This is a genomic window from Streptomyces sp. MB09-01 (assembly GCF_033794505.1).
GTDB lineage: Bacteria > Actinomycetota > Actinomycetes > Streptomycetales > Streptomycetaceae > Streptomyces.
Map to the genome: position 1 here is coordinate 1 of NZ_JARAYQ010000159.1, position 19872 is coordinate 19872.

General features: G+C 67.7%; 13 protein-coding genes and 2 pseudogenes. 4 read left to right on the top strand and 11 right to left on the bottom strand.

Annotation, left to right across the window (positions count from 1 at the left end):
- A pseudogene (locus PV721_RS28190) lies at positions 1 to 120 on the bottom strand (IS630 family transposase); the annotation flags it as partial.
- An 82-nt stretch (positions 121 to 202) separates the two neighbouring features.
- Here PV721_RS28190 and PV721_RS28195 point away from each other — a divergent pair.
- Positions 203 to 1639 (top strand): annotated as a pseudogene (locus PV721_RS28195) (SulP family inorganic anion transporter); the annotation flags it as partial.
- 40 nt (positions 1640 to 1679) lie between these two features.
- Here the strand turns inward: PV721_RS28195 and PV721_RS28200 are convergent.
- The 9 genes from PV721_RS28200 to PV721_RS28240 form a co-directional block, all read right to left on the bottom strand.
- Positions 1680 to 2735 (bottom strand): hypothetical protein, encoded by a 1056-nt coding sequence (locus PV721_RS28200; protein WP_319728882.1) that lies wholly within the window; start codon positions 2733 to 2735, stop codon positions 1680 to 1682.
- Positions 2736 to 3254: 519 nt separating this feature from the next.
- Positions 3255 to 3518 carry a helix-turn-helix transcriptional regulator gene (locus PV721_RS28205; protein WP_319728885.1) on the bottom strand — a complete coding sequence of 88 codons (264 nt, stop codon included), beginning with the start codon at positions 3516 to 3518 and terminating at the stop codon, positions 3255 to 3257.
- 1305 nt (positions 3519 to 4823) lie between these two features.
- Positions 4824 to 6653 carry a TniQ family protein gene (locus PV721_RS28210; RefSeq protein ID WP_319728887.1) on the bottom strand — a complete coding sequence of 610 codons (1830 nt, stop codon included), beginning with the start codon at positions 6651 to 6653 and terminating at the stop codon, positions 4824 to 4826.
- A 32-nt stretch (positions 6654 to 6685) separates the two neighbouring features.
- Positions 6686 to 7324 carry a hypothetical protein gene (locus PV721_RS28215; protein WP_319728889.1) on the bottom strand — a complete coding sequence of 213 codons (639 nt, stop codon included), beginning with the start codon at positions 7322 to 7324 and terminating at the stop codon, positions 6686 to 6688.
- 87 nt (positions 7325 to 7411) lie between these two features.
- Positions 7412 to 8605 (bottom strand): TniQ family protein, encoded by a 1194-nt coding sequence (locus PV721_RS28220; protein WP_319728892.1) that lies wholly within the window; start codon positions 8603 to 8605, stop codon positions 7412 to 7414.
- Positions 8602 to 9864 (bottom strand): AAA family ATPase, encoded by a 1263-nt coding sequence (locus tag PV721_RS28225; RefSeq protein ID WP_319728895.1) that lies wholly within the window; start codon positions 9862 to 9864, stop codon positions 8602 to 8604. The genes PV721_RS28220 and PV721_RS28225 overlap by 4 nt, the downstream gene beginning before the upstream one ends.
- A gap of 52 nt (positions 9865 to 9916) precedes the next feature.
- On the bottom strand, positions 9917 to 12109 hold the full coding sequence (locus PV721_RS28230) for a transposase (RefSeq protein ID WP_319728897.1): 2193 nt from the start codon (positions 12107 to 12109) through the stop codon (positions 9917 to 9919).
- A 50-nt stretch (positions 12110 to 12159) separates the two neighbouring features.
- Positions 12160 to 12942, bottom strand: a complete 783-nt coding sequence (locus tag PV721_RS28235) for a TnsA-like heteromeric transposase endonuclease subunit (RefSeq protein WP_319728899.1) — start codon at positions 12940 to 12942, stop codon at positions 12160 to 12162.
- A gap of 3024 nt (positions 12943 to 15966) precedes the next feature.
- Positions 15967 to 17037, bottom strand: a complete 1071-nt coding sequence (locus PV721_RS28240; RefSeq protein WP_319728902.1) for a YafY family protein — start codon at positions 17035 to 17037, stop codon at positions 15967 to 15969.
- 56 nt (positions 17038 to 17093) lie between these two features.
- Here PV721_RS28240 and PV721_RS28245 point away from each other — a divergent pair, with 56 nt between their 5' ends.
- The 3 genes from PV721_RS28245 to PV721_RS28255 are packed head-to-tail and all read left to right on the top strand — an operon-like array spanning position 17094 to position 18655.
- Positions 17094 to 17366, top strand: coding sequence for a hypothetical protein (locus PV721_RS28245; protein WP_319728904.1), 273 nt, complete (start codon positions 17094 to 17096; stop codon positions 17364 to 17366).
- Positions 17363 to 18019 (top strand): NIPSNAP family protein, encoded by a 657-nt coding sequence (locus PV721_RS28250; protein WP_319728906.1) that lies wholly within the window; start codon positions 17363 to 17365, stop codon positions 18017 to 18019. The genes PV721_RS28245 and PV721_RS28250 overlap by 4 nt, the downstream gene beginning before the upstream one ends.
- Before the next feature lie 12 nt (positions 18020 to 18031).
- Complete coding sequence (locus PV721_RS28255) at positions 18032 to 18655, top strand: hypothetical protein (RefSeq protein ID WP_319728907.1); 624 nt, start codon at positions 18032 to 18034, stop codon at positions 18653 to 18655.
- A gap of 183 nt (positions 18656 to 18838) precedes the next feature.
- Here PV721_RS28255 and PV721_RS28260 read toward each other — a convergent pair whose 3' ends face one another.
- Positions 18839 to 19816: a teichoic acid biosynthesis protein C gene (locus PV721_RS28260; RefSeq protein WP_319728909.1), complete on the bottom strand. Its 978-nt coding sequence runs from the start codon at positions 19814 to 19816 to the stop codon at positions 18839 to 18841.
- Positions 19817 to 19872: the final 56 nt, after the last annotated feature.

Genomic DNA, 19872 nt, shown 5'->3' on the forward strand with positions numbered 1-19872 from the left:
GGCCAGCAGCATCATCGCCCTGCGGAACCGCACCGTGCTGGTGCTACCCCGTCGCACGATCCGCTGCAGCTTCTGTCCCTCCTGCTCGGTCAACGCGCGGACCCTGACCGGCTGTGCCATCCCGCCTCCCCGCGCCGATCGGACGTGTCGTCACATCCAACCGGCACGAGGACCATGAGCACCAACCCGGCGAACCTAAGCGGTCACAGCACTAGCAGCGGGCGACCCCACGCGCTACGCGGCGCTCGCCGCAGCCCTGGCCCTCGTCGTCGGCCTGCTCTGTTTGGTCGCATGGGCCGTCCGGCTCGGCTTCGTGGCCGACCTTCTCTCCAGGCCCGTGCTCGTTGGCTACCTGGCCGGTGTCGCGTTCATCATGATCGTGGATCAGCTGCCCCGCCTCACCGGGACCAGTGGCAGCGGATCGGGGTTCTTTCCCCAGCTCTCCTCGTTCCTCCGCCACATCGGCGACCTGCACTGGCCCACGACCGTAATGGCCGCGGGCTGCCTGCTCCTGCTGTTCACCCTGCCCCTGCTGTGGCGGGCTCTGCCCGGACCACTCGTTGTCCTCGTTCTCGCCACGGCGGTGGTGGCGGTCTTCGCGCTGGACGAGGAACAGGGAATCGACGTCATCGGCGCGGTCCCGACCGGCTTGCCGGGTTTCGCCCTGCCCCGGCTGACTGACCACGCCGACCTGGTCCTGCCGGCTTTCGGCGTTCTGCTGGTCGGCTACACCGACGTTGTCCTGACCGCACGCGCGTTCGCCCGGCACGACGACCCACACCCCCTGGACGCCAACCGCGAGCTGCTGGCCCTCGGCACGGCAAATATCGGCGCCGGAGTCCTGCACGGCTTCCCGGTCAGCAGCAGCGCCAGCCGCACCGCCCTCGCGGACTCCTCGGGCGCCCGCACACAGGCGTACTCCCTCGTTGGCGCGGGCTGCGTGGCCGCCGTCCTGCTCTTCCTGGGCCCGCTGCTGGGCCACACGCCGTCCGCCGCCCTCGGCGCGATCGTCGTCTACGCCGCCGTACGCCTGATCGAGGTGGGCGAGTTCCGCAGGCTGGCAGCCTTCCGTCGCCGCGAGTTCCTGCTCGCCCTCGGCTGCGGTCTCGGCGTCCTCGCCCTCGGCATCCTGTACGGCGTACTCCTCGCCGTGGCACTGTCCGTCGCCGAACTGCTCACGAGGGTCGCCCGTCCGCACGACGCCGTCGAGGGCATGGTGCCCGGTCTGGCCGGCATGCACGACATCGACGACTACCCGACCGCCCGCACCATTCCCGGCCTCCTCATCTACCGCTACGACTCACCGTTGTTCTTCGCCAACGCCGAGGACTTCCGCCGCCGGGCGCTGGCCTCGGTCGCGGCCCAGGACGAGCCCGTGCACTGGTTCGTCCTGAACACCGAGGCCAACGTCGAGGTCGACATCACCGCCCTCGACGCCGTCGAGGCCCTGCGCTCCGAACTCGCCCAACAGGAGATCGTGTTCGCCCTCGCCCGCGTCAAGCAGGACCGGCGCCACCCCCTCGACGCCTACGGCCTGACAGCAAAGGTCGGCCCGGAGCGCATCTTCCCCACGCTTCCCACAGCCGTTGCCGCTTACCGGGAATGGCAACGCGCCACAGGCCGCGCTCCAGCCCTCTGAGCATGCCCGCGACCGAGTAAGGACGCTGAGCACGGGAGGATCAGCATCGGACCTGCCTCGGAGGCGCTGCGGCCCTTTCCGATTCCAGGAGCGCCAGCATGACTTGTCCACGCACTTGCTGTCTGTCTTGAGCGCTCCGTAGCCGCAGTCGTCCGTACCGCGTCAGATGTGGTTCGAGGAGATTCCGGATGAGTTTGTAAAGATCGGGGTGCCGACGGCCGAGCTCCTCGCGGGCGTCGCGCGCCGCTGCCATAAGGAGCGGCTTTTCGGGATGAGCGTGCTCGGCGATGCTGATGGCATCGTGTACGGCATACCGAAGGCGCCGGTTCTCCCCGTACCGCTGGAGCAGGTTCCCGAGGAGGCGCCGTCGGCCCATCAGTTCCCTCACCTCGTTGAGCGACTGTGGGCGCAACTCCTCCCAGGCCAGGGGAGCGAGGCTTTGAGCAGAGGAGCTGAGTGCACCCGGTGCCACATCAGTCTGGAGCTGCTTCAGATGCTGGCGCCAGCGGTGCAGGAGGAGCGGATGACAGAGGGCGTCATCGCGGTCGGCCTGCGTACTGGCATCGCGAAGCACGCGGAGCCGGAACTCGCCCTCGCTCATGCCGTGGACGTGCAGGGCATCCCCATGGAGGGGAGCGTGAATCAGACCACGTGCCGTGGCACGCTCGATGGCGCCGTGTCTGGTCCGGACGGCCGCTGACGCTTCCGGTGGCAACCCCGCGGCCGCCGCGTATTCGGTGAACAGCCGGCGAAATTGCGGTTCGAGGTGTTGGGCGAGCCAGAGGAGTGCCTGCTCTCTCGGATCATCCGTGGCCGGGAGTCCGGGCAGGACCCCGGCGGCGGTGAGGTCCTCCGTACGGCGTCGCTGAAACTCCTTCCGGGCTTCCTGGGCGCGTTGCGCTACGGCCGTGTACTGCCAGTCGAGGTGTTGCGCCTCTTGGTCCCACAGGCCGACGGCAAGGCATCGTTCCTCGCGACGGATCTGCAGGTCGTGCTGGGCGTACGTCAAGGCGTCGATGGAAGCGGACAGTCGATCGCCGTCGTAGAGCAGTTCGGTCAGCCCGGTCCGCTCGACTCCGCACGCTTCGGCGACCACGACCTTTGCGTGGTCCAGGAAGCTGAAGGTGATGAGGTCGGCGAGTTCGTTCCGAGGAAGCCGCCAGGGTTCCCTGTGCGCTACCGGGACGGCCCGCAGCGCAGGGCCGGTCAGCGGATGAGCAGTCGCTTCGGGCCCACCTCTCCTGGGCCTGGTCGCTCGGAGGCCGAAGCGGAGATTCAGGTAGCGCGACGAACGCCCACGATGGAGAACGTTCAGGGGGCGATTGCGCAGGCTCAGGCAGGGCTGGCCCTTGGCCGCGTCACAGGTGGGGCAGTCCACCGACCGGACGTCGGTGGAAGAGAGGTGCCAGGCCGACTGCGTTGGCGGCCGGGACGGCGGAGAGGTGTTTGTGTGCATGCCGCGACCCTGGCAGCGCGAGCATGAGGCGACGAGGTTGCGCGAGACGTACACCCCCGCACGGCCGAACCGGGTCGACCTGCAATACGGCATGCGTAAAGATGTGCGATTTCATTCACTCGTGCGGGTTGAAGCGGAAAGTGAGGTATCGGCGACCTGTTACGAGGCTGGAGGGACTGGGGGCTCATGCCCCTGACACATAAAGCCGAGGATGTCGCCGAGAGGCGTGCCGAGCGCGTGCGCGATGGCATGCCAGGTTCCCAGACTGCCGATGGTCCGCCCCTGCTCGATCTCGATCAGCGTGCGGCGCGCAAGTCCACTGCGCTCGGCCAGCTGGTCGTAGGTCAATCCCCGCGCTGCCCGAAGGCGAGACAACTCCAAGCGGAGGGCCTCAAGGTTCGGGTCCGGCGGAAAGATCGTCACCTGGCTATCGCACGATCCCGACCCCACATCTGTCAGTGCAGACCTCTGCCCTATTTGGCAGTATCCGCAGCCGTGACGTTGCTGCGGAGCGTTCTGCTGGTGCGCGCGCCGGCGTTCGGGGTTTGGGAGGAGGAGAAGTGTGATGAAGCAGGTGTGGTCCGTGGCCATCCGGCCCGGCGACTATGGGCCGGTCCTCAGCTGTCACAGCTGCGGCAGCGTGAAGAGCGCCGGTCGAGACGTGCGGTCCGCGGCCTTCGGGCATCTGGCGGAGCATGCCCGGAGAGAAGCTCTGCCGCAGCACCTGCGGGTCTGCCGATGCTCCGAGCAGGGTTGCCGTTGGCACCGCAGCCGTCGTGGGTGCCATGGAGCCCTCGAGCTCGTCCTCGTCAGAAGTGAAGGCGGGCGCCGCTGGACGCTGGCCGAGGCGTGTCTGGCGTGCGCTCGGGCGACGGAACAGGCCGCGGTTGTCCCTTCGACCATTCTGGCGGTCCGGCCCTTGCTCAGGCCCGGCGCCACGGTTCCGGCCGGGTACCGTCATGGTGACGCGCAGCGGCGACGGGTGGCCTATCTACTCAGTTACCTGGCATCGGCGTTGGATCCGGCTGTGGGCGCGCATGCCCGTCTGGTGGCCGTGCAATGTGCGCTACGCGCTTCGCGGGCGGGAGGAGTCAGGCTCCCTGGAGGTCTCTTGCGGGGGATGGGTGTGCACAGCCGTGTGAGTTTGTGGCGGGAGCTTGAGTTCGAGGGATGGCTGCGATGGTCCGGATGCTGGTCGGTGGCCAAGCGCAGTTCTGCTGTGGAGGCTCAAGTACTCGATGGTGTGGCGCTCGTGCAGAGTCCAGGGCGGACCGACCGCGCTCGCGCCGCCGACTGGGCGTTGCGAACGACTGCGGAGGCACGGCACCTGGGCGCGTCCGCCTCGGAAGAGCTGCTCCTACTCGTGTTGGCGGCACATGTGCCGCCCGGAGCGAGGACCGGTGTTGCCGAGCTCGAGCAGCTCGCCCGCTGCTGCGCGCTCCCGGCAATGTCGTTCCCGCACGCGCTGCGTGCACTGCACGGGAAGGGAGCAGCAATGTCGTGGTCGATTACCTCGGACATGCAGGACGTGAGCTGGTCATCCCCGACCCCGGTGACTGTGGCGTAGCCGCGACCGCTGGTGCCGCGGCGCTCGTACAACCTGGCGATGATGGTGACGGAGAGTTCACCGTGCCCCGCGCGGCCGGAATCCTGGTGGCCGCTCGACGAAGCATGAGTCTCCCGGGTTCGAGCGGACACTCAACACAGCCGGAGTCGCAGCGGGGGCGCCTATGGTCCCGGAACGAGGCCATCAGCGTAGTCGTTGATGCGCAGGAGGAAGCGGAGTCTGGCTCCTCTGCGGTTGCTTGGGGTCTGCAGCTGTCCGATGGCGGCAACCACCAGCTTGGTGCTTTGCTGTGCTTGGCGAAGTGCCTCGACCGTCGGGCTGTGCAGGTAGTCCCCTTGGGTGACGCGAGCCCACACAAGCGCAGATACAACGGCCCGACTCAAGGGGGAATCCACGTTGGCGAGGTGGGCCAGGCCGGCAGTCAGCGCTTCGAGATCCTCCGCCGGGATCTGCCAAGTGCTCAGCGTTCGACGGCGCGCAGCGAAGTCAACGCGTAGCGCGGTCGTGTCCAATTCCTTGGCAACAGTCTCGACCGCCGCGTCGAGCAGCGGCCAGAGGTCGCCGGGCAGCAGGCTTCGCTTGAGTACGGTCAAACTACGTTCGGCGGTGATTCGAGGAATTCCCAGGGTCGTGGCGCATTGTGGCCAGGTCCCGCCGCCGGCCATTTCGACGAGCTTTAGCGAAGCAACTCGGCGTAGGTGCCGTAGATTCCAGACACTCTTGATGCTCCTCTGGGATGCGAGTTCAGTGAAGTGCGCGCCGAGCCATGCCTCCGGCAACAGGGCAGGTACATGCTCGATTCCGAAACGACACTTGCGTGACGGAAGGAGTTGTCCGGCGTGGGGGTGGCCGCCAGCGCGGTTGAACCCAAGGGAGCGCCGGACGAGGGCCTTTGCCAGGTCTGTGGAGACGCTCATGCGCCGGAAGGTCGCCCCGATATTTGCCCCGTTACGCATGAACGCCGTGGCGGCGAGGGGCTGGATCCGCTCGCGCAGGGCTGTACCGTCTTGGCCCCGATCGCCGAGCAGGGTTTCCGCAGCCAGCAGGAGCGCTCCGCACTCGGCTGGGTCTTCGGGCGCGGCCCACGCGTCACGAACCCGCTTGCCCGGGCCGCACCTGCCGCGGAGGGTGGTCCAAATGGCCACGTGGTCGGAAATACGGTCGGCGAGGGCGGTCGAGGCGGCGAAGCGTGCGCTGTCAGGCCAGCTGAGCCGAATCAGCTGAGCGGCAGCGATCAGGTCGGGAAAGAAGTACTGGTCTGATGCTGAGTACTCTTCTTTTGTCGCTGGTGACTGCCTGGGCATTAGGCATCGGTCGATACGTCCCTGCAGTGCGAGCATTATGTCGAGGTCGCTGTCCGGTCTCGTGCCCGCACAAGCCGCCTGGTCAAGACGTGCTCCACACAATGGTGTCCGGCTGCCGGTATCGGCAGGGCTGGAGACGAGGTGGCGGCACTGCGCAGGGTGCAGGCCAGTGATCGCGCGCTGTGTGATGAGCCCTTGGCGCTCGGTATTCGAGGGCAGGTTCTGACGACCTCCGCACTGCGGACACCCCTGCTCCAGAAGGCGACAGTGGGCAGTGCACGCGAAGGAGACCGGGAGATGCCAGCGCAGTTTCCACGGGCCGCCGTACGCGTTCTGGACCTTGCTCCCGTCGCCGGTCAGGCAGATTGGGCAGTAGCGGCTGGACAGGCTGAGGGCCCAGGTACGTCGAGCAGAGCTCAAATTGCGACTGCCGTCCAGACGCAGGGCAGCCAGCGGTGCATAGGAGGTTGCCATGGCTGACAGGGTGAGTGAATCGGCCTCACCCACGCGTAAAGATGCGGTGGCTTCAAGAGACTTGGCGGCCTCTGAAGGCAAGGTTAAGAAGTACTGGGCAGGAAGCCGATGCTGAAAGTGACTCACACCGCACAGCGTGGCGATTCTGGCAGGTGAGCGATCCAGGCGGTAGGCCAGCCGCAGGAGCAGACCCGGCAGAGACTCTTCCGGCAATGGAGCGAGGCTCCGTGCGAGCGGACGTGTTGTCAACGGACCGGATCCAGCTTACCCCCGGAACACGGGGCAACCCGGCTCAGCACATCGAATCGCAAGTCCGTCCCGTCGTCACAGGCTTGGGCGAGCTGGGTGGCATAGGCCACGAGCCGATGGCGTAGAGCGATGTAGGAGGGCCTGCGTTGTTTCCTGTTCGCGAATAGCCCGGCCTGTTCGGTCAGCCGATGCGGAGAGCGTGAAGTGGAACGGCGTTGCGTCACCGCCGGGCTGTGCAGGTAGCTGGACTCATTGACCATGCACCAGATCACGGCCTCGCCGACTTGAGGGTCCCCGGTCGCCTGACGTTGTTCGAGGCCTGGGATCCCCTCGCACAAAGTCATCCAGGCTGCGGGTGAAAGACGCCAGTCTGCTGTTGCGAGGCGGCGGCGGGCGTAGTTGATGCGACGGTCCTGTGCGTTCAGATGGTGCGCGACCTCGTCGACCACATTCTCGAATAGTAGCCAAAGGCCAGGGGTCGTCAGCTCCTTCCCCAGTACGTTCATGGTCCGGCTGGCGCTGCTTCGAGGAATGCCCAGGGTTTCGGCGCATGCTCGCCAGGTACCACCGCAGATCAATTCGGCGAGCCTGAATGAGGCGGCCCACCGTAGATGGCGCTCCAGGATGGTGGCCATCGGGGGTAGATGGTGCAGCAGAGGCTTGAAGTACGTGTCGAACCATTCCTCTGGAAGGAGGGGAGGGATCTCGGAGGCGCGGAAATGCTAAGACTTCGAGCTGGCCCGCGACGTGGAGCGTTTCTGGAACCCGTAGATGCGCGGTGCGGTGGCACGGAGCAAGGTGGCCGAGGCGTGGCTGTCTTTCAGGAGCTTGTCGCCAATGGAGGCCGACCGGCGGTGTACCTCGCGGGTCAGTGGCTCGATGCGCTCGCGCAGGGGTACGAGGTCCCGATCGCCGAGGATGGTCGCGGATGCGAGCAGCAGGGCCGAGGTCTGGGCAGTACCTCGGGGTGCGCTGCGCTGGATCTGAACCCCGCGGCGGGCTGGGTTATGGACATAGGGCGTGGCGTACTCGTCCACGAGGTCCATCAGTGTGGTGGAGGGCAGGAACGTGGCGCCCATGGGCCAGCTCAGGGTGATCAGGCGTGCGGTCGTGATCAGGTCGGCGAAGTAGGTCTGCGGTCCAGCCTCCTCGGCCGCACCGTGCAGCCGGCCAGGCGCGAGCCACAGGTTCAGGTCGTGTTGGAGATCGAGGACGCACTGTAGGTCCGGTGGTGGCAGCGGGGTGGCGGCGTTACCGGGGGCATCCAGCCATGCACCGCATGGTGTGGCGCGGGTCCGCGGTTTGGGTGGCGGTCCGGGAGCCGGGTTGCGGCACTGCGACGGGTGGAGGCCCGAGACATGGGGGGTCCGGACAAGGCTGTATCGCCGGACGACGCGTCCGCTGAGTGGCTGTGCGCAGTGCGGGCAGGTGCTTTCGAGGAGACACGAGTGCTGGGTGCAGGCGAATGTGATGGGCAGGTACCAGCAACGTTGCCAGGCGCCTCCGAATGCCCGTTGAACGGGACTGCCGTCCCCTCGCAGGCAGGCAGGACAGTAGCGGCTGTCGGGATTCGTGGCCCAATTGATGAACGGTGTGGAGCCGATGTCTGCTGCTCTGCCGGTACGGAGCCTGGCAAGCGGCGGGTACGTCTTGGTGAGTTCCTGAAGAGTCAGCGCCTGAACCTCCGGCATACTCAGGTGCGCGACCGAGGCTAGTTGTCCGGCGACTTCCGGGCTCAGTCCGCGGAGCTGTTCCTGGGGGATGCTGTCGCTCCGGCAGGTCAGACCACACAGCATCGCCAAGCGGTGCGGAGTGACGCCCATTCGGTAGGACAGACGCAGGAGAAAACCGGCCAAGGATTCGCCGGGCAGCGGATCGAGGCTGCGTGCGAGTGGACGGGGAGTCGGTTGAGTCATCCTGTGGACTCAGCTGCCGGCCCGGCGTCGTCGTAGACGGTGTTCCTGCTCCTCTGTCTCTTCTTTGACGAAGGCTTGATCGGTGGGATAAGCGGCTGCTCACCGGAGTCGGCATCCAGGTGGGGAAGATCGGTCGGACTGACAGCGCAGCGGCTCAGCAGGTCTTTGCTCAGCCGCTCGCTGCCCTCCTCGATCGCGACTCGGCAGCCACGCTGCACCAGCTTCTCCAGGAGTCCGACCACCCCGTTGGTGCGCTGGAACAGATATTCCGGCATGGATCCTGACGTGAGTACGCCCTCAGTGTCGTGGAGGAGGCGCAAACTCTTCTCCAAGGCCGCCAAGTGGTTGACCCAGGCGGTGATCCTGCCGGGGGTGTCGTAGCTGAACGGCTGCAGGTCGACCATTTCGAAGCGTCGCTCATGCTGGGTGGCAGCGTGCGGATTGGGGCTGCGTCCGCGATCTCTGACTGGGGGGATGACCCACTGCTTGGTGACGGCATCGAACGTGCCGCGTCGCAACAGCCCCGAGGTCGGGATGCCCACGCCGACGAGAATGAGGGTGACGGACATGCTCATCAGTTCCAGCAGCAGGTCCAAGACGTCCTGGTCACGCTCGCGATGCAGCTTCAGGCGTGTGATGTCGTCGATTACAAGCGCTTTGGTCGCGTGCGCGTAGATGGCGGCGTTAACAGTCCTGATCAGGTCTTCCTGGCGCATGTTCTTGTAGTCCTCGCCGTAGAAGTCGAGGATGCGCTGACAGGTGGAGACAGGGGTCGCCTGGACCGGGCAACGCACATACGCGACGGGCGCCAGCAGATCCCTGGTGCCTGCCATGGCCTCCGGATTCACGTACTCGTTCACCTCCAGCCATGTTTCCTCGAACGCCGCCAGCGCCGCGCAGACCGTCTCCGTCTTTCCCTGGGCGCCACCGCCGTTGACCATGACCCCAGTCCGGATACCGGCCTTGTGGCTGTACGCGCCATCCTCGATCCGTGCGTTCACCAGCCAGTCCACCGCCTCGCTCATCGGGGTGGACTGCAGGGGCAGGCTGCTGTGGGTGGCCAGGCGATACAGGTCGTGAATGCGGCGTCGACGGGGCGTCAACTGCAGGTATTGCTCCATGCTCAGCACGGGTGCCGGCACGAAGAGATCGCGGGTACGTACCCATCGCTGCCAGCCCTCCACACGGGTCCGGTCGACCGGAGGCCCAGGCAGGAACGAGGCGACGGCAGCTCTGGGAGCCTTGACGGGCTCGCTCACGGCTGGCCTCCGGGTTCGGCAGCGGTCTCGCCTTCATCATCGGGGAGTTCCATCAAGCTGCGCCCGCGCAATCGCTGCCCAAGGTGGACATCGCGGCAGGCATCTCAGACGCTGCCTCACGGCGGCGTCGACGCTCGCCGTCGATCGCCGCTTGGCCCTGCTCGGCACGTTCACGCCATCGCAATGCGACGACATTGTCGGGGTTTCGTCCCGGAACCGGCACAAACGGCGCAACCTCGTCAACGCAGGCAGCGGCAGGGGAGGGCTTCGGTCGGTCGGCTGCCGCCGCCGCGGCCTGGGCTTCTTCACGGGCGTGCTCGGTCCGCTGCGCTTTCGTCAGACGGGTCGGCCACTGCTCGACGGGGACGTTCCCCCCGATCAGGTCCAGCAGCAGCGGCAGTAGATCCCTGTCGGTCTTCGGCGTCAGCCCTTGGTTGCGCAATTCGCGCATCACCTGCCGGACACGGGCGTCGCTGAAGGCAGGCATTCGGCCCTCATCCGGAAGCCCCACCCAGCGAAGTCGATGCCATTCGTGTGTGAGCGGATCCTGAAAGAACACGAAGCACGGGTCTCGTGGATCCCGATGGAACACGTACTTGTTCCTCGCCGCCCCACCCCGGCCCGAGAGGCGAAATCGCCATTCGTCCAGGGCCTCTCCGTCGTACCAGAGATTTCTGATCTTCACGCCTCGTCGCCCATGAATCATCACCCGATGGGTAGGGAGAAGCTGGTAGTACAACTCCGCGGGTGGGATCTGCAGTGCGAAACCGCCCTGCGCCATGGATGCTGCGAACAGCGTGTTCGGACTGTGATCGCCAGCGGGGTCCCAACTGGGCGCGTAGGAACCAAATCTGCGGTTCTGCCAGATCTTGACGACCCAGGTCGCGATCAAGTGCTCCATCTCCGCAACGGTGAGGCAAGCGTCCCCTTCCGGGTCGGTTCCGCGATCCGAGCTGTCGATGCCCTGATAGCCCGGAAGGATTCTGAACAACAGGGACTGAATCGCGCCGAAAGCCCGCTCCACCGCCTGCTTGTCGGTCGGCCGCAGCACGCGACTCGGGCGGATCGTCGCGCCGATCACCCGCTGCACCTCGATGAGGTGGTGATTCTTGTAGACGGAGCCGTGGTCGGTGGTCACGGTCTCGGGGGCGAAGAACGGCAGTCCTGCAACCTTGCCGCCGGTGAAGCCTGCGATCACGGTGCCGGGGACACCGGGGTAGGCCCACTCCATCTCCTCGCCCCAGTCCGGCCGCATGGGTAGCGGCATCATGACGTCTCGCAAGATCATGGCGACGTCGACCGAGGTGTCCGAGACCAACGTGAGGCGGAAAGCGACGATCGAATGCGTGTATACGTCCAGAGCGAGCGTCAGATGCACCGAGACCGGATCGCCAAAAACCTGTTCGCGGACCTTGACCGGAAGCACCGTCGTGTCGAGCGCCACGACCTGACCGGGCCGGCTCACCACCACGTGGCGACCTGTCGCCACCGCTTGAGCTCGAGCAGCTGAAACCGCGTAGCGCTGACGGGCTCCGGATGAGCCGAACCATTCCTTCCAGACCACCCGCAGGGTTTCGTAGCTGGGGACTGGCTCGTCCTTCCCGAACTCCTCGCGTACGTACTGATGGATCAGCCGCTCACGGTCCTTCGCTGTCAGCTTGGAACGGTGCAGGGTCTCGTGGCGCACCGCGAAGATCGCCTCGCGTACTGCTGTTGAGATCCGGCGGCCGGACGCCTCGCGCAACCACCGGTCGTCCGCACACCCCACTGGCCCGAAGCGCCGACGGTCCAGGTCCCAACGGATCAGTGTGCGGTAGCTGACCTTGTCCAGACCGTGGGCGGCGGCCAGATCCGGATTGCGTACCGTGTCCTGCCGTAGTTCCCGTACCTTGGCAAACCGGCGCTCGGTCAGCGTGGTGGCGTGCGGATCGTAGTGCGGCTTCGGCTCTCCTGGGAGCGCGTTCAGGGGATCGCCGCTGCGAAAACCGCTCTCCACTTCCCGCAAGTGGTCCACTCGCAGCATCACCAGAGGTCGCTTGTCCGGAGGGAGATCGAGAAAGCCCTTCGGCTGCCGGCCGCGACTGGCAGCCGGAAGGTCCTTCCTCGTCCGTGTCGACAACCGGATGTCCGGATGGTGCATCAACTGCCGTACCGATGTCTTCCAGGGCTCGTGGTCGGGTCTGACCAGTACTACCTTTCCCACTTGCGGCTCAAAGGTTTGCACAGTCCAGGGTGCGCCGTTCACGACGAACTCATTCCCCGGCGAGAGGTCCCAGGCGACTGCACCAATCACGGCTACCAACGCCCGGCAGCGCGGCGGCGAGGAGCGGAGAGGCGGACTGCGCTGGCGTCGGTAAGAGGGCCTGAGATCTGCAGGCCCAAACGCCGATGCCACAAAAGATGGATGGCATGCGCCCGGGCCACGGCTTCCAGGCTGCAGCGCTGCACCAGGGTCCCGAATGGCTGGGGACCGTCCTCAGCCGCTAGAAGTAGCTGCTCCTGCACCCGCAATGGGTCGCTCATGCGCCTTCGTCCGGCCGAGAGGGTGTCGATCAGGCCCACGACGTGGTCGTGCCAACCAGCAACCACTGAATAGTTCCACCCGGCCACCAGGGCGACCTCCGCCGCAGCGGCGAACTTCACCTCGTCCTCGGGTTCGATCCGCTCCGCCGGCCGCACGTCGATCAGCCACGGCGTTCCGTCAGTGAGTAGAAGGTAGTCCGGGGTGTGCGCGATGCTCCCGTTGACGCTCTGGAAGCGTAGACGGAACGGTTGCGCGAGAGCTTCCACAAGAGATCCTGAGAAGTCCGCTGCCAAAAGGAGGAGTTCCTCCTCGAAGCTCTCGAAACCATGGTGACGGCCAGTGCTGACCAGATAGCCAAGGCCCGGACGATGCCACTGATCGGTGCGCCAAGTGAAGCGGCGCACCGGAACACTGGAGGTCATGTCAACCTCGCCCAGGTCCTTAACGGCATAACCAGCCGCTGTCCGCCCAAAACGCCAGGCCGTCGTCCACCGGGCACTCCAATCCGACCGCATGTCCAGCTGACTGTAAGCGTCAGCCGAAATGTCATGCATTCGGGCGAGATCATGCAGTGTCGATGTGTCCGACCAAGGGTCGGTTGCCCTCGGTGCGCAGACTGGCTCGCGATCGAGAAGCAGGGCCTGAGGAGCCACGTCTCCGCCTTACATGCCGTGAGTGCGGTGAAAATCGCGAAAATCATCGTGATTGTCTTCTGACTTTCGCAACTCGTCTCATCACACTGAGATGTCAGTGGCTCAGCCTGTGGTAGGCGCCACGACAGCCTTGGGGGCGCGCTTCAGAGAGGCGTTTCGGCGGGTGTTTTTCAGGGTTCAGTCCCGCAATACCTGACCGCGAACGGCTGAGAGCCCGTACGTGGTGGAGCGAGGCGGCGTACGACAGCGGCGGGGTGGGGGGCTCCGCGATGTGCCCCAACAGCAGCCCTTGTCGGTAATCAAGCCGCCGAGGACGCACTTTCGAGGGAATGACCCGGCGGCGGTCTGGGAAGGAGTCGGGAGCGACGCAGTGGTGGGAGGGCGCATCTTGAGGCTGCCGGAGGGGGGAAGCCGCGTCTTCGTCAGCACAGCGGCCGGAGGGCCTGAGTGTCTGTACCGATGTGCCAAGAACCCTCGGTAGACAGCTCCGCATGGTACCGAAGCTGGTTGGCATAAGTGCAGGTCAATCGGATGGGCTGGGGACACCTAGCGGCTGTGGTCACACGTCGTGTGACGAGGCCCCCACAGCGTCCCGGTCGGGTGTGGCGACATCTTGGAGACCGGCATATGCCGGGGCCCTGCCGCCTCCCCGGCCGAGCCGCGCCCGGCGGTGTGCAGGGGTCAGGCCGGGCGGGACGTTGGGCCGTCCGATCCACCTGGTCGGCCGGACGGGCCGCGCTTCCGCGCTTCGCACCCTCGCAGTTACTCAGCGCGGCCGCCCCCCGGGTGCCCAGGACGGGCGGGGGAGAGGATGCGACGCTGGAGTGAGGGGCCCGCGAGTGGAGGTCCGAGTGCGTCTCATCCGGTCCGCGGCCCGGCCCTCTCCTTCGGCCTGGCGACCATGTCCGGTGCGGCTCAATGGATGCGACGCAGAGTCGTGCGGTCAGATCGTGCGGTCAGTCTGCGCGCCCGCCGGCCGCCGGGGGGAGGGCACCACTCACCGAGCGTCGCCAGGCGGCCTTACGCGTGGATCCGGCCCGCCGGGACCGGGACCGCGCGACCAACCCGGCGCCTCGCCCTGGCCGCGGCAACCCTTGCCGGCGTGAGCGCCGTCGGCGCTGTCAGCGCCGGGGCCGCCTCGTCTCCGAACATCTCCAGAGACGACTGCACGGCCGCCGGCGGACAGATCGTTGCACGCCCCTACGCCGGCTACGTCTGCGCGCTGCCTGACGGGACCACGCCGGCGATCACTTGACCGGTCGGCGCACGGCTGGGCAACCAGTCCGGCCGGGCCGGTGCACCCCGCGGTGCGTATGGGGTGACGGCCTCCGGTCCACCGTTGGGTGGATCGCCCGCGCCCTCGCGGCACCGCGGCACTCGCGATGGTGGACGCCGATCGTCTCGAAGCCGAGGCCGCCACCGCTTCGAGACGGTCCGCGCCGTCCTGAACACCGCGCTCGCCGCCGTTGATCACGAGCGTTGTCGACACTCGGCAGGTGTCGACACTCGGCAGGTCTTGAACAGGCGCAGAAGAACGGCAGTCCCGCCGGCCTCGGGCCTGGATGTGCCGACGGTGATGGAGGCTTCCTTCCGGCGCGGGCGATGATCGCGCCGCTGTCCGCATAGAGGTGGCCCTCTGCCGATGCCCTGACTCATCCCCACCCTGGAAGAGGTCCAGCAGGTCGTCCCGCTCCCCCAACCCGTCTGAGCCAAGGCCGACCCCGCCGGCGTCGCCAACCGGCACGCGGCCCACGGCCCTCTCCGGGGACCTACGAGACGGCGCCGTAACAGCACGACCAACGAGCCGACCGGCACGGTGCACCCGCCGGTCGGCTCCGCCGTGCTCCTCGACGCCCCCGGGGACAACTCCGTCGTTCGGCCCGTCAAGGGCACCGGCGGCAACGCCGAAAAGAACCAAGCGGAGTTGCCCCACCCTCGCGTTCCGGTACGCCTCCGCGCCCCAGGGCCGCCCCCCGATGACGGCGGTCCCGTGCCCCGGCCGACAGGCCCGGAGGAGATCCCGCATGCGCGTCTTCCTGCCCCTGACCGCCGTCACCACCGCCGCGCTCCTGCTCGTCACGGTCACCGGCGCGACTCCCGCCGCAGCAGATCGGAACCCCGACGGCACACCGCTGGTCAAGGTGTCCCACGGCGACCCGTACGCGAAGTGCACCATCGGAGCGAGGTCCCCCGACAGCATTGTCTACCCGGCCACCGAGGTCGAGCCGTACCTGTCCGTCGATCCGCGCCACCCCAAGCGTGTGGTCACCGTGTTCCAGCAGGACCGCTGGAACGACGGCGGCGCCCGTGGCCTGGTGGCCAGCTGGACCACGGACGGCCACACCTTCCACCGGAGCACGCTGCCGTTCAGCCTCTGCGCCCCCGACGGAGCGGACTTCGAACGGGCCACCGATCCCTGGGTGAGCACCGGACCGGACGGCACCGTCTACGCGAGCGGCGGGGGCGTCGACTTCACCAAGAGCACGCGCACCGCCCTCCTGGCCGCCACGTCCCGCGACGGCGGCCGCACCTGGCGCAACCTCACCACCCCGCACGTCGACGAGCAGCCGTTCTTCAACGACAAGCCCTCGCTCACCGCCGACCCGATCCGCAAGGGCACCGCCTACCAGGTCTGGAACCGCCTCGACAACGACCCGCCCGGCCCCAGCTCCCTCGACGGTCCGGGCCACATCTCCGTCACCCGCGACGGCGGCCGCACATGGAGCGGGGCCCGGCCCTTCGTCGACACCGGCACCGTGCCCAACACCCAGACCATCGGCCATCTGATCGTCGTCGACCGGCACACCGGCACCCTGTACGACTTCTTCGACCGGATCACCTACTCCGAGGACCTGAGCACCGTCGTCGAAGCCCGCTACGAGGTGGTCACCTCGACCGACGCCGGAGAGACCTGGAGCGCCCCGGTCACCGTGGCCAAGGACACCTCCGTACCGGAGGTCGACCCGAACGACCCCACCAAACTGCTGCGCGCCGCGTCCACCCTGCCCAGCCCGGCCGTCGACCCGAAGACGGGCACGCTCTACATGGCGTACGAGGGCTCGGACTTCTCCCCTCGTAGCGGGTAACCAGGGTCCGTGCGGTCGCGGCGATGCGGTCGCGCAGTTCGGCCGGCGCCATGACCTCCACGTCGGCGCCCAGGCGCAGGAATTGTCCGTGGGCATGGTCGATCGACTCGATGGGCACCCGAGCCTCCGTCCATCCGTCGCTCGTCGGTGTCACCCCGAGGCGGCGGGCGCCCTCCGGGGTAAGCCGCACCAGTGCCTCCCCCGTGTGCAGCCGGGCTCGGAAGTCGGCGAGATGGCTGTTCCAGTGCCCGGCCAGGTCGAACCCGTCCGGCAGGACGAACTGCGCCTCCAGCGGCCGGAGTCCGAGGATCTGATCGACCCGGTAGGTGCGGATCCCGGACGGGCCGCCCGCGACCAAGTACCAGCGGCCTGCCTTGAGTACGAGCCCGTACGGCTCCACCCGCCGCTCGATCTCCTCCGGCGCCCGCCAGCGCCGGTACCGCAGCACGACCGCCCGCCGCGCCCACACTGCGGCGGCGACCGAGGCCAGGTGAGGCGTACGGTCGGCATCGCCGTACCAGCCGGGGGCGTCGAGAAGGAAGTGTTCCTGGATCCGCCCGGCGTGCTCGCGCAGCTCGGCCGGAAGGGCTGCCCGCAGCTTGAGCTGGGCGGTGGCGAGCGCCTCGCCGAGGCCGAGCTCGGCGGCGGCGCCGGGCAGTGCGGCGAGGAACGCGGCCTGCGCCTCGTTCGCGGTCAGTCCGGTGAGCCGGGTCCGGTAGCCGTCGACCAGCCGGTAGCCACCCGCGTGTCCCGCCGCGCCGTACAGCGGGATGCCGGCGGCGCCGAGCGCCTCGACGTCCCGGTAGACCGTACGGACGGAGACCTCCAGTTCCTCGGCCAGCTGCTGGGCCGTCATCCGGCCCCGGTTCTGGAGCAGCAGGAGCAGGGTGACCAGTCGGCTCGCGCGCATGCCGCTCAGTATCCCCTGACAGCGGATGTCAGGGGAGTGCCCATAGCCTGCGGCGCATGGACGACTTCGACTGCCTGCACGGCTCCTGGGACGTGGCCAACCGCCGTCTCACCGCACCGCTCGGCGCGGGCCCCGCCACGTCCGGCGACCGCGGGGACTTCCACGGCGAGGACACCTACGACGGCCGCCCGACCGGGGTGCGCTTGCCCTGGTACCGCCTCGGCCCGGTCACCGCCCACGAGGAGCAGGAGTTCTCGTCCGGCGACGGCCGCACCTGGGAGCCCCACTGGACCGCGGACCTCGTCCGCACCGGTTGCGCCGGCGCATGAGCATCGTCGAACTCCGGCAGTACACGCTGCACCCCGGAGCCCGGGAGACGCTGATCGAGCTGTTCGAGCGCGAGTTCGTGATCGGCCAGCAGTCGGTCGGCATCACCGTCGGCGGCCGGTTCCGCGACCTGGACGACCCGGACCGCTTCGTCTGGCTGCGCGCGTTCCCCGACATGACGCGCCGCCGGCGCTCGCTGGAGGCCTTCTACACCGGCCCGGTCTGGCGGGAGCACCGCGACGCGGCCAACGCCACCATGATCGACAGCGACGACGTCCTGCTGCTGCGCGGCCCGGGCTTCACACCGGAGCCGGGTACCCGTGAGGTGGTCGCGACCGTCTGCCACCCGTCCGACCCGGCCGCCTTCGACTCGTACGCCGCCCGGCACCTGGGCCCGGGCCATGCGCCGCACCGCACCGAGCACGCCGAGAACGACTACCCCCTGCTGCCCGTCCGGACCGGGGAGGACGTCCGGGTCTGGTTCGGCCCGTCGGAGTCACCACCCTGGCCGACCCGGCGACTGCGGCTCGAACCCGTGACGACTCAGCCTCGTGCTTTCACGAACGGGTCCGCGAATGGAAGCCCTCAGACCTGTCCCGTGACGGGGCGGCGCCCCCTTGCTGATCCCGGATCGGGCCGTGTCGGTGGCTGGTGACAGGATCGAGGGGTGCTGATCAAGGGATATGACGCCGGGCCGTTGGTGGCGGGCGAGTCACTGCTGACCCGCCCGGGCTTCTGGTCGAACTACCTTCTGGCGATGTGCAGCGACGGGGGGTGCGCCGAGCGGCCGGTTCCCGAGTGGTTCGGCGACGACGGTGCCGATGCCGATGCCCTGTCCGAGATCCTCTTCGATCCCGAACGCTGGCCGGTATTCCGGGTGCCGGCCGAAGCCGGTCCCGGAGCCGTGGTGATCTACCGCAACCTGGACGGCGACTACGGAACCGACTATCTCCTCACCCATCCCGGCCGGAGCTGCGTCCAGCAGATCGCCAGTTGGGACGAAGACTTCACAGGTGCCGGGCTGACGTGGCAGGAACTGATCCGCATCGCTGACAGCCCCTCCTGCGCGGCCGAAGGTGTCCAGGCCACGGCACCCCGCCTCCTGCTGACGCTTCCGCTTCTTACCGACCCCGATGTTCCGGAAGCGGCGTCGGCCCGGCTCGCCTCCGCCCTGACGGAGGTCGGCGCGCCCCAGGACACCGCCTCCCACACGGCGGAGCACTTGCTGGCCCACCTCGCGAGAAGATCCGGGCACGATCCCTCGTGGGAGTCTCCGCTCAGCGGTAGCTGAGAGGTGAGCCGAGCTGTTGCTCATCGCATGAAATGATCTTGATATGGGAGCCATGTGGAGCCGCGCACCGATCGGTGTGGTCGGGTGCCGCGACGGAGGCATTCGGACGGCTGCCGGTCGCCTGGGACGCCTGAGCGGGGTCGGTGCCCGGCGGCCGACGACCGGCCGCCGGGCGGACATGGCTCAGACCAGCGCGTTCTTGTAGAAGATGCTGGAGCGCCGGTCGCCCTCCACGCCGGTGGCGAAGCCGATGAAGAGGCGGGCCTCGCCGGCGTCGGTGCGGTAGATCGCCAGGCCCTCGGGCTCGCGGTGGTGGAGGGTGGAGCCGGCCTTGGTCAGGACGGGGCCCTGCTTCACGGTGCCCGTGTTGATGTCGATGCTGGTGACGTAGGAGTTGCCGTCGCCGGTGGGGGTGCCGTCGCCGGGGTACGCGTCGCCCGTCAAGTAGTACATGTACGAGCCGTAGAGGGTGTAGCCCTGCGGAGTGCCGGAGATCGTCGGCTGCTTGAAGTCGACCAGCGGCGTGCCGAAGCTGCGCGTCTCGAAGGCGGAGAGGGGGTACACGGCGATGCGCTTGCCGGCGCTGGTGTGGTAGCGCACGATCATGCGCCGGTAGACCGGGTCGACGGAGCAGGTGTACTCGGTGGCCCCGGAGATCGGCCGGTAGGCGGCTGCCGCAGCCGGCGAGTCCAGGGTGGTGTTGGCGGTGTAGCGGATGGGGGCGAGCGCGGTGCCGTACCCGCTGGTGTTCGCGTCGCACTCGATCCACAGCTCGGTGCCGGAACCGCTCGGCAGCGCGGCGAAGGCGACGCCGTGGCCGAAGCCGTTGAGGTGCATGTACGAGATGTAGTTCCCGTCGAAGTCCATCTTGTTGATGCACAGGTCACCGGCGGACTCGTCGCTTCCACTGCGCTTTGTGGCGACGAAGAGGAACTTGTTCACCCAGTCGAAGGCGAAGCTCTGCTGGACCCGCGCACCGTGCGTGTCCTTGGACCGGAACAGGTCGTACGACGGCTCCGTGAGATCGAACCGCTTGGTCACGGTCACATCAGCCGAAGCGGTCTGCGCGCCGGCGCCGAGCCCGAGCGCGGCAAGCGAGGCGCCGACACCGGTGCGTATGAGACCGCGGCGGGAGAGGGGGAAGCCAGGGGTGCCGTTCATGGGGGGACTCCGTAGATCTTTTTTTGGGGGGAGGGTGGTGCCACGCGATGCTATCC

What these genes read in the sequence shown, in the direction of transcription:
- PV721_RS28240 (WP_319728902.1), bottom strand. Translation starts at nt 17,037, where the DNA reads ATGCGCGCGAGCCGACTGGTCACCCTGCTCCTGCTGCTCCAGAACCGG.
- PV721_RS28220 (WP_319728892.1), bottom strand. Translation starts at nt 8,605, where the DNA reads ATGACTCAACCGACTCCCCGTCCACTCGCACGCAGCCTCGATCCGCTG.
- PV721_RS28215 (WP_319728889.1), bottom strand. Translation starts at nt 7,324, where the DNA reads ATGGCCACCATCCTGGAGCGCCATCTACGGTGGGCCGCCTCATTCAGG.
- PV721_RS28235 (WP_319728899.1), bottom strand. Translation starts at nt 12,942, where the DNA reads ATGCATGACATTTCGGCTGACGCTTACAGTCAGCTGGACATGCGGTCG.
- PV721_RS28260 (WP_319728909.1), bottom strand. Translation starts at nt 19,816, where the DNA reads ATGAACGGCACCCCTGGCTTCCCCCTCTCCCGCCGCGGTCTCATACGC.
- PV721_RS28245 (WP_319728904.1), top strand. Translation starts at nt 17,094, where the DNA reads ATGGACGACTTCGACTGCCTGCACGGCTCCTGGGACGTGGCCAACCGC.
- PV721_RS28250 (WP_319728906.1), top strand. Translation starts at nt 17,363, where the DNA reads ATGAGCATCGTCGAACTCCGGCAGTACACGCTGCACCCCGGAGCCCGG.